General features: G+C 48.1%; 21 protein-coding genes and 1 pseudogene. 1 reads left to right on the forward strand and 21 read right to left on the reverse strand.

All coding sequences use genetic code 11. The features are described 5' to 3' along the window. Positions 1-168 (forward strand): annotated as a pseudogene (locus tag AAV90_RS14915) (IS5/IS1182 family transposase); the annotation flags it as partial. Between the two features lie 320 nt (positions 169-488). Here the strand turns inward: AAV90_RS14915 and AAV90_RS08325 are convergent. The 21 genes from AAV90_RS08325 to AAV90_RS14460 all read right to left on the reverse strand — a co-directional run bounded on the left by AAV90_RS08325 (position 489) and on the right by AAV90_RS14460 (position 19546). Beyond that, entirely contained in the window at positions 489-956 is a 468-nt protein-coding gene (locus tag AAV90_RS08325) for a hypothetical protein (RefSeq protein ID WP_046497813.1), read from the reverse strand. Positions 957-1068: 112 nt separating this feature from the next. After that, positions 1069-2766: a DUF262 domain-containing protein gene (locus tag AAV90_RS08330; RefSeq protein WP_046497681.1), complete on the reverse strand. Its 1698-nt coding sequence runs from the start codon at positions 2764-2766 to the stop codon at positions 1069-1071. Between the two features lie 159 nt (positions 2767-2925). Continuing rightward, on the reverse strand, positions 2926-4512 hold the full coding sequence (locus AAV90_RS08335) for a recombinase family protein (protein WP_052729688.1): 1587 nt from the start codon (positions 4510-4512) through the stop codon (positions 2926-2928). Further along, the gene (locus AAV90_RS08340) at positions 4424-5626 is read right to left on the reverse strand and encodes a recombinase family protein (protein WP_052729689.1); all 1203 of its coding nucleotides are present in this window, start codon (positions 5624-5626) and stop codon (positions 4424-4426) included. Before AAV90_RS08340 ends, AAV90_RS08335 begins: the two co-directional genes overlap by 89 nt. Beyond that, on the reverse strand, positions 5623-7221 hold the full coding sequence (locus AAV90_RS08345) for a recombinase family protein (protein ID WP_052729690.1): 1599 nt from the start codon (positions 7219-7221) through the stop codon (positions 5623-5625). The genes AAV90_RS08340 and AAV90_RS08345 overlap by 4 nt, the downstream gene beginning before the upstream one ends. Beyond that, positions 7218-8528 carry a recombinase family protein gene (locus AAV90_RS08350; protein ID WP_046497685.1) on the reverse strand — a complete coding sequence of 437 codons (1311 nt, stop codon included), beginning with the start codon at positions 8526-8528 and terminating at the stop codon, positions 7218-7220. The genes AAV90_RS08345 and AAV90_RS08350 overlap by 4 nt, the downstream gene beginning before the upstream one ends. A 57-nt stretch (positions 8529-8585) precedes the next feature. Then, complete coding sequence (locus tag AAV90_RS15140; protein WP_198142839.1) at positions 8586-8747, reverse strand: SHOCT domain-containing protein; 162 nt, start codon at positions 8745-8747, stop codon at positions 8586-8588. Continuing rightward, positions 8744-9190, reverse strand: a complete 447-nt coding sequence (locus AAV90_RS08355) for a helix-turn-helix domain-containing protein (RefSeq protein ID WP_046497688.1) — start codon at positions 9188-9190, stop codon at positions 8744-8746. Before AAV90_RS08355 ends, AAV90_RS15140 begins: the two co-directional genes overlap by 4 nt. A gap of 84 nt (positions 9191-9274) precedes the next feature. Next, the gene (locus AAV90_RS08360; RefSeq protein WP_046497691.1) at positions 9275-9988 is read right to left on the reverse strand and encodes an N-acetylmuramoyl-L-alanine amidase family protein; all 714 of its coding nucleotides are present in this window, start codon (positions 9986-9988) and stop codon (positions 9275-9277) included. Continuing rightward, positions 9981-10382 carry a phage holin family protein gene (locus AAV90_RS08365; protein WP_046497695.1) on the reverse strand — a complete coding sequence of 134 codons (402 nt, stop codon included), beginning with the start codon at positions 10380-10382 and terminating at the stop codon, positions 9981-9983. Before AAV90_RS08365 ends, AAV90_RS08360 begins: the two co-directional genes overlap by 8 nt. 114 nt (positions 10383-10496) lie before the next feature. Further along, a complete protein-coding gene (locus AAV90_RS08370; RefSeq protein WP_046497698.1) occupies positions 10497-10877 on the reverse strand; it encodes a hypothetical protein in 381 nt (126 codons plus the stop codon). Positions 10878-10897: 20 nt separating this feature from the next. Continuing rightward, entirely contained in the window at positions 10898-11422 is a 525-nt protein-coding gene (locus AAV90_RS08375; protein WP_046497701.1) for a hypothetical protein, read from the reverse strand. Then, positions 11422-12153 (reverse strand): hypothetical protein, encoded by a 732-nt coding sequence (locus AAV90_RS08380; RefSeq protein WP_046497704.1) that lies wholly within the window; start codon positions 12151-12153, stop codon positions 11422-11424. Before AAV90_RS08380 ends, AAV90_RS08375 begins: the two co-directional genes overlap by 1 nt. Positions 12154-12165: 12 nt before the next feature. Next, positions 12166-12576: a hypothetical protein gene (locus AAV90_RS08385; protein WP_046497707.1), complete on the reverse strand. Its 411-nt coding sequence runs from the start codon at positions 12574-12576 to the stop codon at positions 12166-12168. Position 12577: 1 nt separating this feature from the next. Beyond that, on the reverse strand, positions 12578-12919 hold the full coding sequence (locus tag AAV90_RS08390) for a hypothetical protein (RefSeq protein ID WP_046497709.1): 342 nt from the start codon (positions 12917-12919) through the stop codon (positions 12578-12580). Positions 12920-12930: 11 nt separating this feature from the next. After that, positions 12931-13542: a hypothetical protein gene (locus AAV90_RS08395; protein ID WP_046497713.1), complete on the reverse strand. Its 612-nt coding sequence runs from the start codon at positions 13540-13542 to the stop codon at positions 12931-12933. 4 nt (positions 13543-13546) lie between these two features. Then, positions 13547-14959 carry a hypothetical protein gene (locus tag AAV90_RS08400; protein WP_046497716.1) on the reverse strand — a complete coding sequence of 471 codons (1413 nt, stop codon included), beginning with the start codon at positions 14957-14959 and terminating at the stop codon, positions 13547-13549. Continuing rightward, the gene (locus tag AAV90_RS14115; RefSeq protein ID WP_052729691.1) at positions 14952-18095 is read right to left on the reverse strand and encodes a phage tail tape measure protein; all 3144 of its coding nucleotides are present in this window, start codon (positions 18093-18095) and stop codon (positions 14952-14954) included. The genes AAV90_RS08400 and AAV90_RS14115 overlap by 8 nt, the downstream gene beginning before the upstream one ends. Positions 18096-18110: 15 nt before the next feature. Further along, complete coding sequence (locus tag AAV90_RS15265; protein WP_207642054.1) at positions 18111-18266, reverse strand: hypothetical protein; 156 nt, start codon at positions 18264-18266, stop codon at positions 18111-18113. A 50-nt stretch (positions 18267-18316) separates the two neighbouring features. Then, complete coding sequence (gpG, locus tag AAV90_RS08410) at positions 18317-18613, reverse strand: phage tail assembly chaperone G (protein ID WP_046497719.1); 297 nt, start codon at positions 18611-18613, stop codon at positions 18317-18319. Between the two features lie 48 nt (positions 18614-18661). Beyond that, positions 18662-19546: a major tail protein gene (locus AAV90_RS14460; protein ID WP_076982628.1), complete on the reverse strand. Its 885-nt coding sequence runs from the start codon at positions 19544-19546 to the stop codon at positions 18662-18664. Positions 19547-19549: the final 3 nt, after the last annotated feature.

Genomic DNA, 19549 nt, shown 5'->3' on the forward strand with positions numbered 1-19549 from the left:
AGCATCCGCATTCAGGCCAAACTAACAGCCCTGGCGGTAAACTTAAAGCGGATAGCCAAACTGGTATCCGCTTCAAAAGGGTTATCTTCGTTTATTTTGAGGTTTTTATCCTGCCGGTTACAGATTAACCTACCTGATGGGCTGTGGGTAGCCGCCAGGGCGGCTTAAAAGGGTTGCTTTTTCAGTGATCTCGAACCGTCCCCTTGACACCAGATGGTAGAATATTTGTCTAATGACTCAATGATTGATACAATTTAACGATTTGTCCGAGTTCTCTGTTAGGGGTGTGCATTTTTGAAAAGGGGGTGCATAAATCCCTCGTGTGGGAGTTTTAACTCCTTCTTTGGTTTAAGTTCACTGCTGTGCTGAATTTATTTCCTTTTGGATTATTAGTCGAAAGGCCCACTGTCTGGTAGTACCAATGGGATTATTTCTTCTAAACAACCTTCAATAAAGTTCAACTACCCACAAATCCTACATAATAAATCTTAATATAGCCGATTGGATTTAATTTGCAGAGCATTATTTCTACCCCCACCCATTGATATTCGGAAGGCTCTTTCACCCGATTTTCGGCTAATCGTCAACGAGTTCTTACCTGCATTAATAATTTGCTGAATCTCCTCTTTATGTAATACAGCAAACTCACTGGAATTAAGCTGTTCTTTTCCACATATAAGGCCTAAAGAAAGGTGCTTCTTATCACCTAGGTATTGTATCAATTCTCTGAGATCGTCATCGGAAAAAACAAACTGCCAACTTAAGTAATCCTCCCTTTTGGTAGCTATCGGTAATGAACGGTATTTAACAAATAATCGGAAGTCCTCTTTGTTGGTCGTAAATTCATATACCTGCCTATCGTTGCCTCCTTCAATCAACATTGGACAGATACCATTATTGAACAAGGTTGAGAGCATTGCACCATAGTAGAAATCCGCCTCTTTTAGCTTTGCCATTTTTATTCCCCTTCCCTCTTTGAAAACACGCATCCAACCAATAAATGGTTATTTTGCAAAAGCAGTCTCCTTTTGTTGCCATAGCAATCTTTGCTTTGAAGTACTTACTCCATTAGTTGCCAATAAGCAAGTTAACCAATTCTTTTTGTCTTTTCTCCAGTGTTGCAGGGTTCCATTTTTTATTCTGTTCTATAAATATTTTGTTAGCATGGAATGCATCTATCCTTTTTTTCAGATATATGCTTTTTTTCTCTTCAAAATCGAGATTACCTAGCGCACTGTTTTTCTTCTGGCTAATTAATACTAAATTAGCTAGTTTATTTGTCCATACCTGTCTCTCCTCATCGTTAAAATCATTTCTCCATTGACTATTAGCCTTAGGATTTTGAGGGAGAACATGCTCGACAGTTATATACTTATAACCGGATAAATGCACTGTATTATCACTAAGAAGACACTCAATTTTTAGTAACAGGTACCTGCAATACTGTTTGCCGTATACGTTACCTTGAATGTAACCTCTAAAATCAGTCTCATCTATCTTAAATAATTTCTTGTTGTCTAATAGCCTATTTATATTGCTGGCATCAGTATTATCTATGGCTTTTAAGATGTTATTCATTGCTTCCAATCTTGCAGTGGGAGTAATCCCACATACCCAGTCCCCAGTAAATTTATACTCAAGGCACTTTAGAAAAGTATCAATTTTATTAAGACCAAACTTTGCGTAATAATGCATGATCGGGGGTATCCAATCGTCGGAGCGCATGCCGATCTTCATAACGGTAACTAAGTTTTTAAACTCATTACTTAAATCATCATTTTGCAGATCGATTATTTCTTCATATATGGTATTGTATCGATTTATTAATTCAAACGTTTCCTTCCCCAGCTTCAACTTCGATTTGGTTGGCGATTTTAAGTAATATATTTTGTCATTGAACTCTTCAAGTAAATTTGTCCTGGCTTTATCCTGGACTAAAATAGTCCTAATAAATTGAAGGAAACGATCAAAGTCATCGCCATGCTTGCCTTCAATTTCTTCCCAGATTCTGGCATATTTTGTGACTTCCTTGTCATTTTTTAATGCGCCTATGTTTTGGGATTTCAGTATATCTGCGTTGGTTAAAGGAATTCCTCTATTGTTTAAAATTGTGAACAATCTGAATGCATCCTCTGTATTGTCAGTCGAAACATAGATAAAAAGAGCTTTGTTAAAGATAAACTTGACAAATAGCTGTAAATCGATATGTTCTTGTTTTTCAACAAAATAATCTCTTAGGATAATAATCGCATTGGCCATATTCATTAAAGAGAGATTATCGCTTTCCCTATATTGCTCCAGTTCCTCAATTTTGGTTGTGCCATCTCTTAGAATAATAAAATTGTTTATAAAATCCTCCACTTTATCACGTATTTTATATGTGATACGCATCCTCGCAGGCACATTTTCCAAAATATCTTCTTCTTGATAAATCTTCTTATGAATCGTATTCTTGGCTTTTTCATTCTGGATCAGATCTCGAAGGACTGCCATCATAATAAAAAACGTAGTTAACCTTTGTTGGCCATCCAAGACTTCATATTCAGGAAAGGAGCTACTAATCAACCTTTTCAATACCAGGGATCCCAAAAAATATTCACTATCTGGTTTGTTTTCGAAAGCGAAAAACAAGTCCTCTGCAAGTTCATTAACATTGTCCGTTTGCCATACATAGGATCTTTGATATTCAGGAATAATAAACCAGAAATCTTCCGAGAAGATTTTCTGCAGTATTTCTTTATTTGCGTCGATAGTACCTGGCGGCATCTCATAACACTTCCTCATTGTAGAAATTTCAAGGATAGATAAATAATAAGAAAGATTTTTCTAATCTTTTCTTATGATTTCGCCAAGTATTACGATCTTCCTTTGTCGAAAATTGTCTGTTTCGGTAGACTTGATACTCTTGTGTATATATCAGCAAATTTACTCCACTAAGTATTGAGGCTGTAGATTAAGCTCCAAGCCAGCTTCGTGGGATATAATATCATCAATTTGAACCATGATTCCTGCAAGGAAAACAACCATCATACTGCCATCCACTCCAATTTCTATATGATCCAGAGTCTTAAGCATCAGCCCATAGGGTATGGATTCAATATGCCTGACCCGCTCAACTAGTCCTATCAATTCCCTGGTACGGTAAGCCTTGAGCAAATCGTCACCTCTCACAATCTTCTGCCACTCCGGTAAATAAGTTTCTTTATTATCAACCAGCCGGTTCCATGCTTTAATGAAAGCCCGCTCCGGCTCACCGGCTGGAATCCGGATATCGGTGCATAGCATGTGCCGTTCCTCAGGGTCTTTTCTTCGTTTAATGTTGTGAGGCTTATTTGAAGGCCGGTACATCGGTTCCGGGGTAAACATCCGCCCTTCTATCTCCGCTCCCCGCTTCCCCTTAAAGGTGCTGCAGCGCCAGTACTTCTGCCCCTCTTCTCCAATTTTCTTTGATTCTAAAAGCATATAAGTACACCCACAGGTCGAGCAGATTATCTTTGCTGACAGCGGGTGTTTCTCATTACTCCTATGGTATGTGGATATATGATGGTCCTGGCAGTATCGTTTCTGCCTTTCCAGTTCTAGCTGCACTAGCTCCCAGGTTTCCTTGTCAATAATTGCCGGGTGGGTATCTTCATAATAATATTGTGGCAGATCTCCTTTGTTTTTGACCCGCCGTTTTGTTAGATAATCGGCGTTGTATGTCTTCTGGCACCTGGTATCGCCTTTCATCTTTTCATTGGTTAGAACCTTTAGGATATGACTGGCGCACCATTCTTTCCCGCCATGAGCTGTAGGTACGTTTTCAGCGGTTAACCTCCTGGCGATTTGGAAGGTACCGTACCCGTCCAGAAACTCCTGATAGATCCTTCTGACTATAGCCGCCTGCTCCTCGTTAATAACCAGGTTGCCATCTTCATCCTTGTCATAGCCCAGGAATTTGCCGCTGGGGATACTCTGAACATGGCCCCGCTCATACTTGCGGCGTATGCCCCATTTAACATTTTCCGACAATGCCAGACTCTCAGTTTGGGCCACAGCTGAGATTAGGGAGATCATTACTTCCCCCTGGCTGGTCAAACTGTGTATGTTTTCCTTCTCAAAGAATACGTCTACATTTAATGATTTCAGTTCCCTTAGGCTTTTCAAGCAGTCCAGGGTATTCCTGCCAAAGCGGGACAGGCTTTTGGTAATGATCATATCTATATGACCATCTCTGGCATCCTGCATCAGCCGGTTAAACGCTTCCCGCTTTTTTAGGTCGGTGCCGGAGATACCTTCATCAGCATAGATACCGGCAAATATGTAATCAGGATGTTCTTTAATATATCTCTCGTAGTAACTGGTCTGGGCATTTAAGCTGCCCATCTGTTCCTCGCTGCCGGAGGATACCCGGCAGTAGGCGGCTACTCGTTTCTTAGCCTTGTCATTCCCGGTTGCGCTTAAATCCGCCGTACTGGGCAGCGGGTATAAGACGGAAATCCTCTTGGGACCTCTTTTTTCGACCCTTGCCATAAATAACCCCCTCTACCACCACCGGTTCAGTAACTGGTGTATCCTTTACTATTTCCTGCAAAACCCCATCCGCTATCCGCATCCCCGGGCACTTGGCCTTTCCTTTACGCAGATAAGTGGCACAGATCCAGCTCACCCACCTGCGCTCATGGACCACCCTGGTTAAAGAAGCGCCGCAAAAGGGGCAGCGCAGCATGCTGCTCAAGGGATAGGCCTTCTTGCGCCTGCTCTCCCTGATTTGCTGGGCTGCTTCCCAGTCCTTACGGTCTATAATGGCGGGATGGTTGTTTTCTATGAGGTACTTGGCCCTCTGTCCCCGGTTTATGATCTGTCGGCCGTTGTCATTTACAAAGGACTTCTGCATCAGACAGTCGCCCATATATTTTTCATTACCTATAATTCTTAAAATTCGCTGTGAGCTCCAGGGCTTTTTGGTATAGGTGGGGATGTTCTGGTCATTAAGTATCCGCGCAATTTTATACCCGGAGATCCCCTCAAGGTACAGCCGGTAAATCTGGCGTACAATTGCTGCCTGTCCTTCATTTATTACCAAATTGCCTTGGGCATCTTTGTCATAGCCCAACAGACGGTTGGCATCCACCATGACCTCGCCGCGCTTGCACTTATTCTCCATCGCCCACCGCACATTGCCGCGCACTGACTTCCGCTCTTCTTCGGCGACCGCGGCCAGGACCGTAAGGAGGAGCTCTCCTTCAGACTTCAAGGTATTGACCCTTTCTTCTTCAAATATGATCCCTACTCCCATATCCCTCAACTCCCGCACGTATTTGAGCAGCATCAAGGTATTCCTGGCAAAGCGGGAGATGGATTTGGTGATGATAAGATCAATCTCATTGTTTTTAGCCTTCTCCATCATGGCTAAAAATCCGGGGCGGTTTTCTTTGGCCCCGGATATGCCGGCATCGGAATATATGCCGCAGTATTCGTAGTCTGGGTTGGATGATATTAAGTGTTTATAATATTGGGTTTGGTTTTCGAGAGAATTCATCTGCTCCCGGTGGTCGGTCGATACCCTGACATAAGCGCAGACCTTGAGCCTGGCGGGAATGAGGAGGGGAAGTTGCCGGCGGGTGATTTCGGTGATGTTTCTCATTTCGATTCCAGTCTCCAGGGCAGTTCGGTTCCGTCTTTAAACTGAAAGACAGCTTCCTTATCTGATTTCACCACCATGGCGTTAAGGGTGGCCGCCCACAGGCTCTCGTCAAACTCAGTTAAAAGCCGCTCTTGTTTGGATAATTCCTTGATAAAGGCTTTCATCTGGTTGCGCCGCGCATGGAGCATGGTTATGTCATTGTTTAATTCCTGACGCCTGGCCTGCAGTTCGTTATACCTGGCCACGTACCCGCTGTACCTGCGGTTGTACTCTCCTTGCTCGAGACTTAAGCGGGCGTTTTCGGCAATGAGCTTTTTTATTAACACTTCGATGGACGCGCAGTCTTCATCGATCTTGGCGATTTCTTTTTCCTGCCTCTTACAGTCGGTTATCTGGGCTATGATGTCATCGTAGTTTTTCAAAATCTCGGCTTTGTTTTCTATAAGGCTGTTGAAAGCATCAACAAACGCTTTTTTAATCTGCTCTTCTTTCAAATGCGGAGTGGTGCAGAATTCTTTCTTGCTGAACTTTTTATTGCACCGCCAGATTATATTTTCGTATTTGCTGCCGGAGTGCCACACCTTCCTGCCGTAGAAACTGCCGCAATCGCCGCATACGATTCGGCTGGCAAAGCAGCTTATGCCGCTGGTGTAGTGTCCTCCGGCTTCTCGTCTTCGGAATTCTTCCTGCACCAGTTCAAATGTCTCCGGCGGTATGATGGCGGGATGGCTGTTTTCCACATAGTACTGGGGAACCTCGCCCTCGTTGACCTTCATCTTCTTGGTTAGAAAGTCCACTGTGAATCTTTTCTGCAGGATAGCGTCGCCCTTGTATTTTTCGTTGGTCAGGATACTTTTAACCGTGCTGTGCTGCCATTTTTGCTTGCCGGATGGTGTGGGTATGCCCTTATTGGTAAGGTAGCTGGCAATGCCTGACGGGGTCTTGCCTTCCAAGAACATCTTGTAAATCAGGCGCACAATTTTGGCTTCCGCTTCCACGATCTGAGGCAGGCCGTCCTCGCCCTTTTCATAGCCCAGAAACCGCTTGTAGGGTAGGCTGACTTTGCCATCAGCCATACGCTTGCGCTGGCCCCAGGTGACGTTGAGGCTCAAAGACCGGCTTTCTTCCTGAGCTAAACTGGATAAAATTGTCAGCATTAACTCTCCTTTACTGTCGAAGGTGTAAATATTCTCTATCTCAAAATATATTTCCACGCCTTTATCTTTGAGCTTCCGCACATTGGTCAGAGTATCCACCGTGTTGCGGGCGAACCTGGACACCGACTTGGTAATAATCAGGTCTATTTTGCCATCCAGCGCGTCGGCCACCATGCGCTTGAATCCGTCCCGCTTCTTGGTGCTGGTTGCCGATATTCCCTCATCGGTATAGACGTCAACAAATTCCCACTCCGGATTGGATTTTATGTACCTGGTATAATAATCGACCTGGGCTTCGTAGCTGGAAAGCTGCTCCTCACTGTCGGTCGATACCCTCGCGTAAGCCGCGACACGTTTCTTCGCTATGCTGTTGACAGCAAGCGGAGAAATTTGGCTGACTTTGGGCGGAATAACTTTTACTGCTCTTGCGGTGTTCAACTCTTAAACCCCCTCCGATAGGCGAGCGCCCTTTCCCGCGCCTCAAGCTTGGCTTGTTCGGTCCAGCTAAATTTACGTGACCGGTTTTGCCAGTAAGCCTCTTTTTCACGCCCATCATTGAATATATACAAAACCCGACCTGGGGCCGGAATAATCATCTGTTTGATTTTTTCCCGGTAAACACCCTCATTAAATTCGGCCAATCCCAATACTTCCGCGGTCAATTCCAGCAGAATATCTTCCGGAATCTGCTTGCCATGGCATGCCGCCTTGCCATGCTTGACAAAAGTGGGGCAGTTCCAGGCAGCTCGTCCCTTATTAATGATCCTTCTGTAGTTCCGACCGCAACGGGGGCATTTTATCATACCGGTAAACGGATAGTTGTTAATGGTTTTTGGCCCGTTATTGTTTCTTCCTCGGCGCGCGGCCATAACTTCCTGGGCTTTTTGGAAGGTTGCCAGATCGATTATCGGTTCATGAGTTCCATAGGCATAATACTTGGGCAGCCTGCCTTCATTTAAAACCAGCTTCTTCGATAAGTGATCGGTGACATATTTTTTTTGCAGCAGCGCGTTGCCGGTATATTTTTCGTTCTTTATAATATCCGCCACCCGTTTGTCATTCCACGCATTGTTCCTGATTGTTCTGAGGCCTAATTGATTTAACTTGCTGGCTATCTTTTCACACCCCATGCCGCTTATGTAATCGGCAAAAATCATGCGGACGATTTCCGCCTCTTTATGGTCGACGGTTATTTCACCCTTTTTTATGTTATAGCCGTACATGAACCGCAGATTGGCAATTTCACCAGCCTGAAAGCGCTTGCGGATGCGCCACTTACAGTTTTCGCTCACTGAAAGGCTTTCCGCCTGGGCGAAAGAAGCGAGGATGGTAAGCATTAACTCGCCATCCCCGCTTAGGGAATGAATATTCTCTTTCTCAAAATACACATCCACATTGATCAGTTTCAGCTCTCGCAGGGTTTCCAGCATGGTTACGGTGTTTCGGGCAAACCGTGATATGGACTTGGTAATCACCATATCTATCTTACCGTCCCGGCAGTCGTTTAATAGCCGCTGAAACTCGGCCCGGTCATCCTTGGTGCCGGTCAGCGCCTCATCGGCGTAAACCCCCGCGAATTGCCACTCCCGATGTTTTTGAATATAATCGCTGTAATAGCTGACCTGAGCAGAGAGTGAATGAAGCATGGCATCCTTGCCGCTGGATACCCTGGCGTAAGCGGCCACCAGCTTTTTCTTAGGGATTACCGGCGCAAGCGGTTCTATTTTCCTTACAACCCGCTCCATATAACCCCTCCTTTCAGACCACATGTTAACTCTGGTTTTTCGGACTTATCAAGTTAATCAGCGTAGTAAGCTACCCAATATAGGGCGATATTTATTAAGCATCATGGTGTCAATTTTCTTGTACTCTCGCTCGTTTATCAGCCCGCATTGAAACATGGCTCTGGCGATACACAAGGTAATGTGATAGGCTTTCTCACGCTCGAACTGCTCCTGGGTCATAGCTGCCTATCACCTCCCGCTTGATGGTTGCCGAACCTTTCCTTTATATAGCAGGCATGACTGCAGTATTTGCGGTGTTGGTTGCCGTAGCTGGCAAAAGGTTTCTGGCAGCCCGCGCACTCCAATTGATAAATAGCCTTCTTTGCCACTTTATCCGGGTGGTTTTTCCACCAGGCCGCGCGGCACGCGTCAGAGCAGAATTTACGCGGCTTCACGCCAGGGCGCTGTTTTAAAGGCTGCCCGCAGTTTTGGCAAAACGCCCAGGTTTCTTTTTCATCGTCCCGCTGTGCTGGTTGCGAGGCAGCCATGATACCGCCGAGGTTGTTTCTTCTACAGTATGATTTTATGGTGTTTTCCGATATGCCGAGGCTGGCCGCTATCTTGGCATAGCCCATGCCGGCGCTACGCATACGGTGTATCTGTTCCTTTTGAAAAGAGGTCATAGGATCACTCCTTTGGGAAAACGAAAACCCGCAGATGTCGCTCTGCGGGTTCTTGGCTGTTAGTCACTTGTCAATCAACCAATGTCAAGTTTCAGACAGATTGGATAGAATAAATTCACCCATTCTCTCAATAAGCAACGCGCCGTATTCGCCCTTGATGGTTTTGCCTTCCCGGGCGTTTCCCAACCAATATTCGGGGGATTTAAGTATGCCGTTTCTGACCAGCACCTCCAAAGCTCCTTCCAGACCAATCTGGCTTTCTTCTATGTATGCTAACCCCAGTTGGGAAAGGATAGCGCCAGAAACTGCTTTGACAATTTCATCTCTCTTGGCATCAAACAGTGCATTGTCCTGGCTGTTATCAATAAAGCCGATTTCGATTAAAATGGCGGGGGCTTTTGTTTCTCGCAATACGTGAAAATTGGCTTCTTTAACTCCCCGGTTTACAAAACCGACCCGCACAAGGGAGCTTTGAATATTTTCGGCCATCTCCTTTGACTTGGCCGAAGGGTTTAGATAAGTGTAAGTCTCAACCCCGGCGGCCGTTTCCGGCTTAAAAGCATTGCGGTGAAAGGATATGAAGTAGTCAAAGCTGCCCATGTTTTCAAAATCACATCTAGCTTTCAGACTTAAACTAACATCAGCCGCCCTGGTTTCATCGACGATTACTCCATGGCGTCTCAACACTGCTGCTACGGCCCGACCTAGGCTAAGCACATCATCAGCTTCTTTTCTTCCTTTATATACTGCGCCCGGGTCATTGCCGCCATGACCGTAGTCTAAACATAATCTAGCCATTAATCTCTTCCTCCTTATTCAGCTGGTCCAAAACCAGTTTGAGTCTCTCCGGAATAGGCAGGCCGATCTTGGCTGCGTTTTCCAGAATACTGATTCCTTCGTTGGATAAATAGAAGAAGATGACTGCGGTACGGACAGCACTGCCGTTTGTTATAACCTGAGTGTCGATAATGTGTCCCACCGCCACCAGGGCAAAAATCAGCACCTTCTTAAAGATGCCCCTGGCCCCGACCTCACTGGACAGGCGTTTTTCCAGTATGGCCAACATGACGCCGGTCAGGTAATCAATAACCACAAAGGTGATCAGCGCATATAAAAAGCCGTCCCAGCCTCCCAAGACCCAGCCCAGCCAGCCGCCAAAAGCGGTAAAGGCGATTTGAATTGAGCTTTTCATTAATTCGTCCTCCTTAAAATCGGCAATAAAAAAGAGCCCCAAGGCCCATTGTTAAAAAATAACTTTAGCTGCCTATAATTCGCTAGCTGATGCAATCCTGCCTGACACTTCCTTTTATATGTCAGCTGGCACCTGATCAATCGTTCTCCTTCCCGCCAGCACCAATTCAGCCATCAAATCCGGGCTGATCGTGCCGGGAGTTGCTTCCGAAAGTTTGGCTACAGCCTCCATCAGTACCAGGTTGTAATGTTCCAACCTGGCAACTTTTTCATCCAGCGTGATATTACTGCTGCCGTTTACTCTAGCCAGCCATTCGGCAGTAGGCTTTAACTCCAAATGACAGCCTTCTTTAGCGATAACCCGTATAGCTTCATAATTGGATAAATTAAGTTCAGGGTCATGGGCAAAGACATAGTCCTGTCCCGGAGTCAGCACTGGTTCGGTCTCAGATGCTTGCACTACTAAACCGTCGTTCTTGTTATATACCAAAAACATTAAGCCCTGCCTCCCTTCGGTTAATATTTGTAAATCTCTACGTTGCCCACCATAGAACCACCACTTCCACCGGAAACAGAAAAATATATGGTAACACACAGAGATGAACGAAAGGGGATGCCTAGATTAGCTCGGCTGCTGATTACATTGAGTTTTCCAGTTGAATCAGAGAACAAATATACATTGGATCCTGGCCAGGCTACACTTCCAGACGCGGAGCCGAATGCGGGAACAGCTATACCATCGATGGTAATAGTAGCCCTGCAAGAGCTGGTCCATGTAGTGCCGCTGCCTTGTATATATATGTTTTGCAATATGCCTGCGCCATTGTAGGAAATAGTTACACTTTGTTCAGTACTGCTCCAGCTGCTGGTGTTTGACGATATAGTGCTTAATTGCATGATGGTGTAGTTCTTTATATAATTTTGCATAACTTCCTTTAGGTTGCCGATTTTGGCATGCAGGCTGCCCGCCGAATCATCAGTATCGGTCCTGACTCCGATCTGCCTGCGGATAAAAGCTAGTATCTCTTCTGAGCCAAACATTACACCACCCCCCGTTTTAATATCTCGCCTGACCATTGATAGGTTTTGATCTGTCTGACCCCACCGGAAAAACCGGAGGCGGGGGGCAGGTACCGATAGGCTTTGGAGATTAAATCGCCGTCCCATATAAGCCAGGTGACGGCGTTGTAGCCATAGATGCCATGCAAAAGGTTGCCCGTTTCCCCGTTATATACCTCAAAGTGGATGGCGTTCTCTGCTGTCCAGGCTCCGCTGTTTCCCGCTCTTCTGTAAGTAGGATATAAGGAGTCTTGTATGGTTTCACCATGCAGGTGAAAGTGGTTGTCGGCATCCCCGGCTTTTTTAATAATCAGCCAGTAGTAAGCGCCGCTCACCAGGTCCGATATATCTATGGGGATGCTGAAATATGCCTTGCTGGTGGGAATAAACTCTTTGGGCAGAACCATATATCTCAGCAAAGAACCCAACATTGAACCGTCCGGATTAAAACCTTCCCGCAGTTCAACCAAAAGATCTGCACCCTGGCCATGCTTAATAAGATCAAAAGCGACCCGGGCTATCTCAGCGGCGGAGTCAGCCTTAAACCGCACCGCGTGGTCATAACCGGCACAGTCAAATTCAGCTATGCCCGCTCCGGTTTTGCCACCAAAAGCGGTGCCTTCATAAATATGCGAAAATTCCTGCATCATCATAGCAGCATTAGCCAGGTTCTCATCGATTACTGTTCGGCCGCTTTCAGCTGCAAACAACACAAAAATCACCCCCTACTGCAGAGTAAGCCTGCATTCCACTGTCAAAATCATCTGGTTTTCCTTGCCCCAGGGCACTTTTAAGAGGTTAAACATAATACCTGAACCTGGGGCATCGCTGGCGTCAGTAAAGATACAGGTCTTTTGGTGCTGCCCGTTGCCTTCTCCAGCCAAGAGTATCGTCCTGAAGCGGATCATGTTTCCGGACTGGGTCACCACCGATACCGCCTTGCGGTAAACTTCGGATATGGTATCCCCTTCGGCTGTATCATCACCAATAACAAGATAGGGGCTGGATAGCCCGGCCAGCTTCTGAGCAGCTATACTTAAGCCTGCGCTGGTAACATAGTTTTTTAAGGGGCCGATAACTTTGCCATCCCCGTATTCCAAATACCATTCTGATTTAAAGCTGATAGTATCTTTCATGTCACACCACTCCATACTGGCCTAATACCACCGTCAGGCCAACCAGCGAGTCGGCTTCATCTGGCGATTTGTAGTTAAAGACCTGCACGTTGGCTTTTTGATAGGTCCTGAATTTGATAAAGCCCGGGAAAGGTACTGTTACAGCTTCGGAAAAGTCCACATCCGCCCATTGGCTCCACTGGCTGCCATCAATACTCGTCGATATCTGCAGCCCCCTAGGCAGTGACATAGCTTGAGTCTGGGGATAGATGCGGGCCAGGCTGCCAATGGTTGGTACGGCTTGGCTTTCCGGTTGCGGGATGTGTTCAAGCCCCCACTTGTGCATTTCCCAGATCATAGACATAGCCAAACCCCCTATGCGACATCCTCAGCCGTAATCACCGCCAGTATTGACCATAGGCCGACACTGGTGTTGGTTATCTGTTTGATGCTGAAACCTTCCCCCGGTCGTATACATAGAGGTTTGACATCCATTCCCCGGGGGATCATATTGAAATCCAGCAAAGGAGTGGCATTAAGGGTCAGGGGTATTTCATCGTTATTAAGAGTCACCGGCCACAGCAAGGCACCTTCGGCAATGGTGGCCCCGGTGGCAATGCGAATTGCCGCTGTCAGGTTAACATCCGCAGTATCAGCTTTTTGCGGGGTTATAACCGTACCGCCGCTCTGGCTGGTGGTACGCATAAAATCCAGTTCCACCCCTACGCCAGAAACCGATGTCAGTGACATATTGACAATAGACAGCCTGGGGACACGAATTAGATACCCGCTGCCCGCATCGTTATATATAGAAAATAAGTGTTTGTTCTGCGCCAGGGCCACGCTGGGTGCTAAACAATAAAAGGTAGGCAGCCCATGCCAGGCCACATACTGCTCATAACCCGCTGTGCCTTCAATCGCCCGGTAGCGCGCGTTTAACTTTTTCCCGGTGCTGTCGGGCGGGACTTGAATATATCCGCCAGCCATTACATCAACCTCCTATCATCACCGCGCCGCTTGCGCAGCCCTCGACCAGCCAGGGACGATTTCTGCCCGCCGTAAGCAGCGCGTCTTTTATCGCTATGGCTTCAGTACCATAGACAAACTTATGGATCAGCATGGTGTCGTTCATTTTTTTCTTCTGCTGGGCTGAGACCAGGGCTTTAAGAAAATCGGCTATCCCTAAGAGACGTCCGCCGTATTCTATGGTGTATATCCAAAGACCTGCCTCACTTAAGGAGATGGTCACCTTTTGTACCAGGAAAACTGCGTTTACACCTCGTTCGGGAAGCTCAATGCTTACTACCTGTCCCGGTTCCCATCCCGGCACTGCGGTGATGAAACTGCCGCTTGTCTTGGGATTAGCCCACTGTCTAAGGTCGGCATTTCCGGCCGCTTCAGCCGCTTCAATGGTGATTAGGGTATCGTCTTTGATATAGTGCTCATACACCCCATCGCCGCCTTCCAGGGCGGCAATGGAAGCCTGGCTGGCCAAATCATCTACCACGGTAATAACATCAATGCTTTGCCGGGCGGTAAGCGAAATGGTCACGCCACTCTCGGGCGTATCAGTATCAGCTGAACAGCGCAGGTAGCCGTCGCCCAGATTTACCAGATAATCCTTTACATCTTCTTCATCCACACCCTCAACCCCGACGTTTTGAACGGTACCGCCCACCTGCAAGCTGCATTCATTAGGAACCCAGGGGAGCACCCAGATGCGAGCCGCACCGTCCGCTTTCCATTCGATGGTCTGCGGATCGGACAGCATACTGCCGCCCAGGACATATATGCGGTTGCGCAGTCCCTGGTGGTCGATACTTACCTTGAAGTTGCTAAATCGGCCCCCGGGCTGCAAGGTCATGGGGGCAACGGTGCCCATTTGGGCAGGATCAAAAAAATGGACCACCTTGTAGTAGTCCACATACCACTGCCAGCCGATATAGTCACACAGCCACTTCATACATTCCGACGGCATTTTGTAGTTGAATTCGGTGCCGGTAGACTCGATTGCCGGTGCCCCGCTTGCTACTCCTGCTGCCGAAAAACCCGGACAATATTTGAGCAGGATATCGCGCACAATGGCGTCAGCGCTCCATCCCAGATACGTTTCCACCACCAGCTTTTTATCCATCTGCAGGGTATAGTCCTGGCAGTCAACTTTCCACACCAGTGGAGCCTTATAATTCACCAGTTCCACCCGGTCGATGGTCCCAGCAAAGAGCCGGGGCTCTGTAAGGGCGCTATCCTCGATGATGACCTCACTGCCTTCAAGAGGTTTTGTTCCCTTAATCGCAAATGAGCAGCTGTCTACCTGACTGGTAAGGATTTGGCTGATAGTAAGACTCCCCCGGCGATAGTCCGGCCAGCGCTCCATCCCGGCAATCTTAAGGCTTTTAGCCACTGAAACGCACCCCCTTGGCCAGGAGCGTCCGGTAAATCTGCTCGCCCGCGTCACCAGTGCCGCCATTGACCGTTATACTGATTTGGTTGATGGTGGTCGAGCTGTTACTGGTTGTATTAGCGGCAGCCGCACCCAAGGCTAAAGGTGCAACTCCTGCTAAAGCGCTCTTTAAGTCAAGGCCACTTAAATTGTTTTTTAGGTTGCTGTAGGCAGCCGTAATATCAGCCACCCCGATTTTTATCTTGTCTACTAAAGAAGGGGAATTGCGCTGATTGGGGTCCATACCGGAACCCATGATGCTTCGCACTTCGTCCATGACACTTTGCAAGGCGCTCATCCTGGACCTTATACCCCGGATCAACTCACTCATGGCCTGGATGCCGTACCCGGCCGATTTCTGGACTATTTCTTCATACTTCTTTTCGATGGTGGCGATGGTTTCGGCGGCGTTCTTTTTAATTTCTCCGTTCTTTTCCTCCCAGGCCTTTTTGTACTTGGCCAGCTCCTCATCGGCCTTGGCTTTCATCTCCATGAGTCTGTTCTGCATTTCAAGGGTCTGCTGGGCCAGTTGATTCTGGGTTTCCATCCTGATCTCACTTAAGCGCTGGCTTAGCTCAACCCGGGCCTGGCGCATTTCGATATTGGCCTCCGCCCGGGCCTGGGCGTTTTTGGTTTTCCAAAGGCCAACGTATTTATTAAGCTCATCGGTTGTCAAGGTATTTAGAGCCGCGACCTGGGGAGCCGCCTTGACCCCCATCTGCCTAAGTTCGTCAATCAGCCCTGCGTCAACCCCTTTGGCGGCCAGTGACTTTAAGTTGGCCTGCCAGCTGTCGAACTCTTGAACCTGGTCCTCCAGATTGCCAAGCAAGGACTTGCCCGATACTTTTTGCGGTTTTACTTCATCAAAAAGCCCAATTTGGTTCTTGATGGACTCCACCTTGGCCGCATAGCTCTGCTCAAAAGCTTCGATGGCCTGGGCTTCTTTCTCTAAACCTGCTGCCGTAATAGCGGCTAATTTATCTGACAGTTCCTGCTGCAAAGCGATTTCATCCTGGGCTAGTTTAGTTTTGACTTCCCGGCACTGGTCGGCGTACTCTTTTTCCGCTTCCAGCAGCTTGGCGTTGGTTTCAGCCGCTATCTTTTCCAGGTTATTTCGCATATCGACGAGAGTGGCAATAATGTCGGATACCGAGCCTTCTATAAAGGACATTCCTTCTTGCATGCCGGTGCTCAAGCCTTCGCTGATATTAAGGCCATATTCGCGCATGACCTGGGAGGGGGAGCGGATGGAGAGGGCTTCTTTGATCCTGTTTTTTACCGTTTCGGCAACTTCCCCGGCGATCTCCCTGACTCTCTCAATCCGGCCTTTAATCCCGTCGATCAAACCCTGCATAATATGAGCTCCGATTTCCAGCAGCGTATTGTGCAGGGTTCTTAGACCCTCGAAAGCGTTGACCACCACTGTCTTAATCCCATTCCACAGGGAGATAAAAATGTTTTTGATATGCTCCCAGGCCCCTTGCCAGTCTCCCTGCAAGACATCCAGGAAAAAGCCGAAGGCATTTACAATCACTTCCGCCGCGGTCTGGAATACCGCCTTGATAATGTTCCAAATGTTCGATAGAACCGCGATGATATCTTTGCCCCAATTGTCCCAGAATGCTTTAATGGCGGTTCCGGCTTTGGCGATAATGCTTCCAATATCCGCCCAGATCTCCTTGACCGTATTACGAAATCCTTCATTGTTCTGCCAAAGCTCCTTGACGGCTAAGACAAGCCCGGCAATAACGGCTGCGGCGATGCCAATAGGACCGGTTAAGGCGGAAAAAGCCGCCCCCAAAGCTGCGGTAACCCCACCGGCACTGGCGATGGCAGCCGCAGCTGTACTGACTACACCGGAGATGGCCCCGGCGGCGGTGACCAGCTGACCGATAATGAGGACAACCGGGCCTATGGCGGCAGCCACCCCGGCCACAACCAGAATGGTTTTTTGGGCGCTGGGACTTAAAGCGCCGAATCTTTGCACCAGTTCATTTAATCTCTGGATTAATGGGGTTATAACCGGCAGGATATGCTGTCCCATGGTAGCCCCTAGCTCTTTTATGCTTTCGGAGAAAACCCGCATCTGGTTAGCCGTTCCCGCCCCGGTTCTCTCGAAATCCCCCTGGGCGTTCTTGGTCATGGCCAGGACATAGTTGTACCTGAGTTGGGTCTGCTCCGCCTGATTCATATCCTGGATCTTCTTTTTAATCCCCTGGCTGTAGGCGTATTCCTGCAGGTTGGCCTGGGTCATAACAATGCCTAATTCTTTCAAAGATTCGGTCTCGCCGGTAAATACCGACTTTAAGGCGGTATCCGCTATGTCGATGCTGATGTTCTTAAAACTGGACAGATCTCCGGCCAAACCCACCAGGGTTTTGCTCATTTCTTCTGCCTGCGCAGTGTTAAGCCCCAAGCTGGTAGCCATGTCCCCGTAGGTAGCAGCCATATCCAGGGCAGTGCCCCTAGCGATGCCATAGCGTTCCAGGGTGGTATCGCTCCAGTTCTTAACGCCTTCAGCGTTATCCTGAAAGGCTACTTCCACCTTGTTCAGAGCTTCATTGGTATCTGAGGCCAGTTTCACCGCAGCGGTTCCGGCGGCTGCAAGCGGTGCGGTAACCGCCAGGGACATTCCCTGACCGGCACTGGTGATGCTGCTGCCCGCTGCTTTTAATTTCTGGCTTGCTTCTTCGGCCTTTTTAGAGAGCTTGGTCCAGGCGGAAGCTTGCAGTTCCAGTTCCTTGGCCGTATTTTTTAGGGAGTGTTCCATATTGGCCAGAACCTTTTCGGCCTGCAGCATTTTGATCTGCAGTTTTTCCACCGCCACCGTATCCTGCTCAGTGCTGCCCGCCGCTTTGTCATAAGCATCTTTTAAGGCGGCAACTTTCTGCCTTTGCACCTCAGCCTGCTTGTTTAAGTATTCAACTTTTAATTTAAGTTGGTCGGCGGCGCTACCCATATCACCCATCTTGGCGGCCGCTGCCTGAAATTCAGCCCTAGCCAGCTTAAGCGACTGATCCAATTCTTTCATGCCCTGATTAAAGCCGGTGTTGTCCAGGCCGACTTTGACCAGCAGTTCACCGATGGTTTCTGCCAATTGTCCTCACCTCCCTCACCAAATGTCATCAATGTACCCGCTAGGATTGTTTTCGGCTTCGTTAACTACAGAGCCAACAATGAGCAGATCCCAGAACATATCGAGCGCCATGGCGTCAATCTGCTCCGGGAGCCAGTGGTAGCTTTGGGCCAGGCTCAAATAGAAATACACCACCATTTGATAAGCCGACAGATGGCTTAGATCCGGTCCGTCGGCGTGATTTACTTTGGGAGTTCTGTCATCTTTCGGCTGACTGCCTCGGCCACCCAGCTAGCAATCTGGTAAAAGAGGGGGACAAACTCATCTAGGTCCAGTTCCTCCTCAATAGCCTCAGCGGTTATTTCCGGGTGGTTAAAGGCAGCAGCGATCAGGCGTTCCATCTCGCTTAGAGCTTCCTCATCGCCTTGCTCTTTATCGCCGAATTTATCCTTGAATTTGGTCACTTCGCGCCAGAGCTTGACCTTGGGCGGCGGCGCGGTGTATGTCTTTCCTTTAAGGGTAATCTTGGGGTTCTCCATCGATATCCCTCCCTGTGTGATAGCGGTACAAAAACCGCCCTGATTGGCTTAAACGGCGGTGGTGAAGCTGCCGATTGAGGCCGTGGCCAGGTTTTGGCCATAAATATCCCTGACACCCTGCGTGCATACCATGATGTAATCCGCGCCAGGGGCTAAATTGCTGGCCGGATTAAAAGTCACCACCTTGTGTTCTGAATTGATACTAAGGACTCCGGCAATTAAGGACCCATCATCAGCCTTTAGTAAGATAAAATTAGCGGCGGTTACATCGGTAGCCTGGATGGCGTTGGCAAAGGTCCAGGTCAGGTTAGCGTCTGCTGCCACTCCGCTGGAACCATCCACCGGACTTATTGTCACCGTCAAAGGGGCGGGGGCCGCTCCGTCCACCGCCGTGAACCAATTTGTGCCGGTTGAAGCTGTCCAATCGGGATGATCCTCATCGCCGATCTTCTGCCAGGCGTTGTCAAAGGTGCGTTTGATAAATGTCCCCTTGATTTTGGGGGTCTGAAATTTGGGCTTATCCTCCGCAGTCTGGTACTCTTGCTCCTGCAGGGCGAATTTCCCTTTATACAGCCATACATAGCGGTAGCTGCCGTTGCTCTTTTTGGACTTGAACCCCAAAGCCACATAAGGCGCGGTGTCGGTTGACTTCTTGACCAGCACCCCGCCAGTGACGCTGTGCCCCAAAAGGGCCGCCTGGGTGTTGAGGTCAATGTCTTTAGCCTCAAACTCCACATCGATTTCCCCCAGCGAGGTGACGGTTTCATCAGGCCCGTCGTCGCAGTACAGGGTTTCTGTATTGCTCTTGGGACTTATTTTGGCGTTGATAGCCCCGGCTATGGCCACCGGGCTGTTATATGTCGCTGCTAAAGGCGTATCGCTAGTAAGAACCGCGTAATACAGGCTGTTTAAGCCTACTTGTACTCCTGCCATTTT

The sequence above is a fragment of the Syntrophomonas zehnderi OL-4 genome, from assembly GCF_000983115.1.
Classification (GTDB): domain Bacteria; phylum Bacillota; class Syntrophomonadia; order Syntrophomonadales; family Syntrophomonadaceae; genus Syntrophomonas_B; species Syntrophomonas_B zehnderi.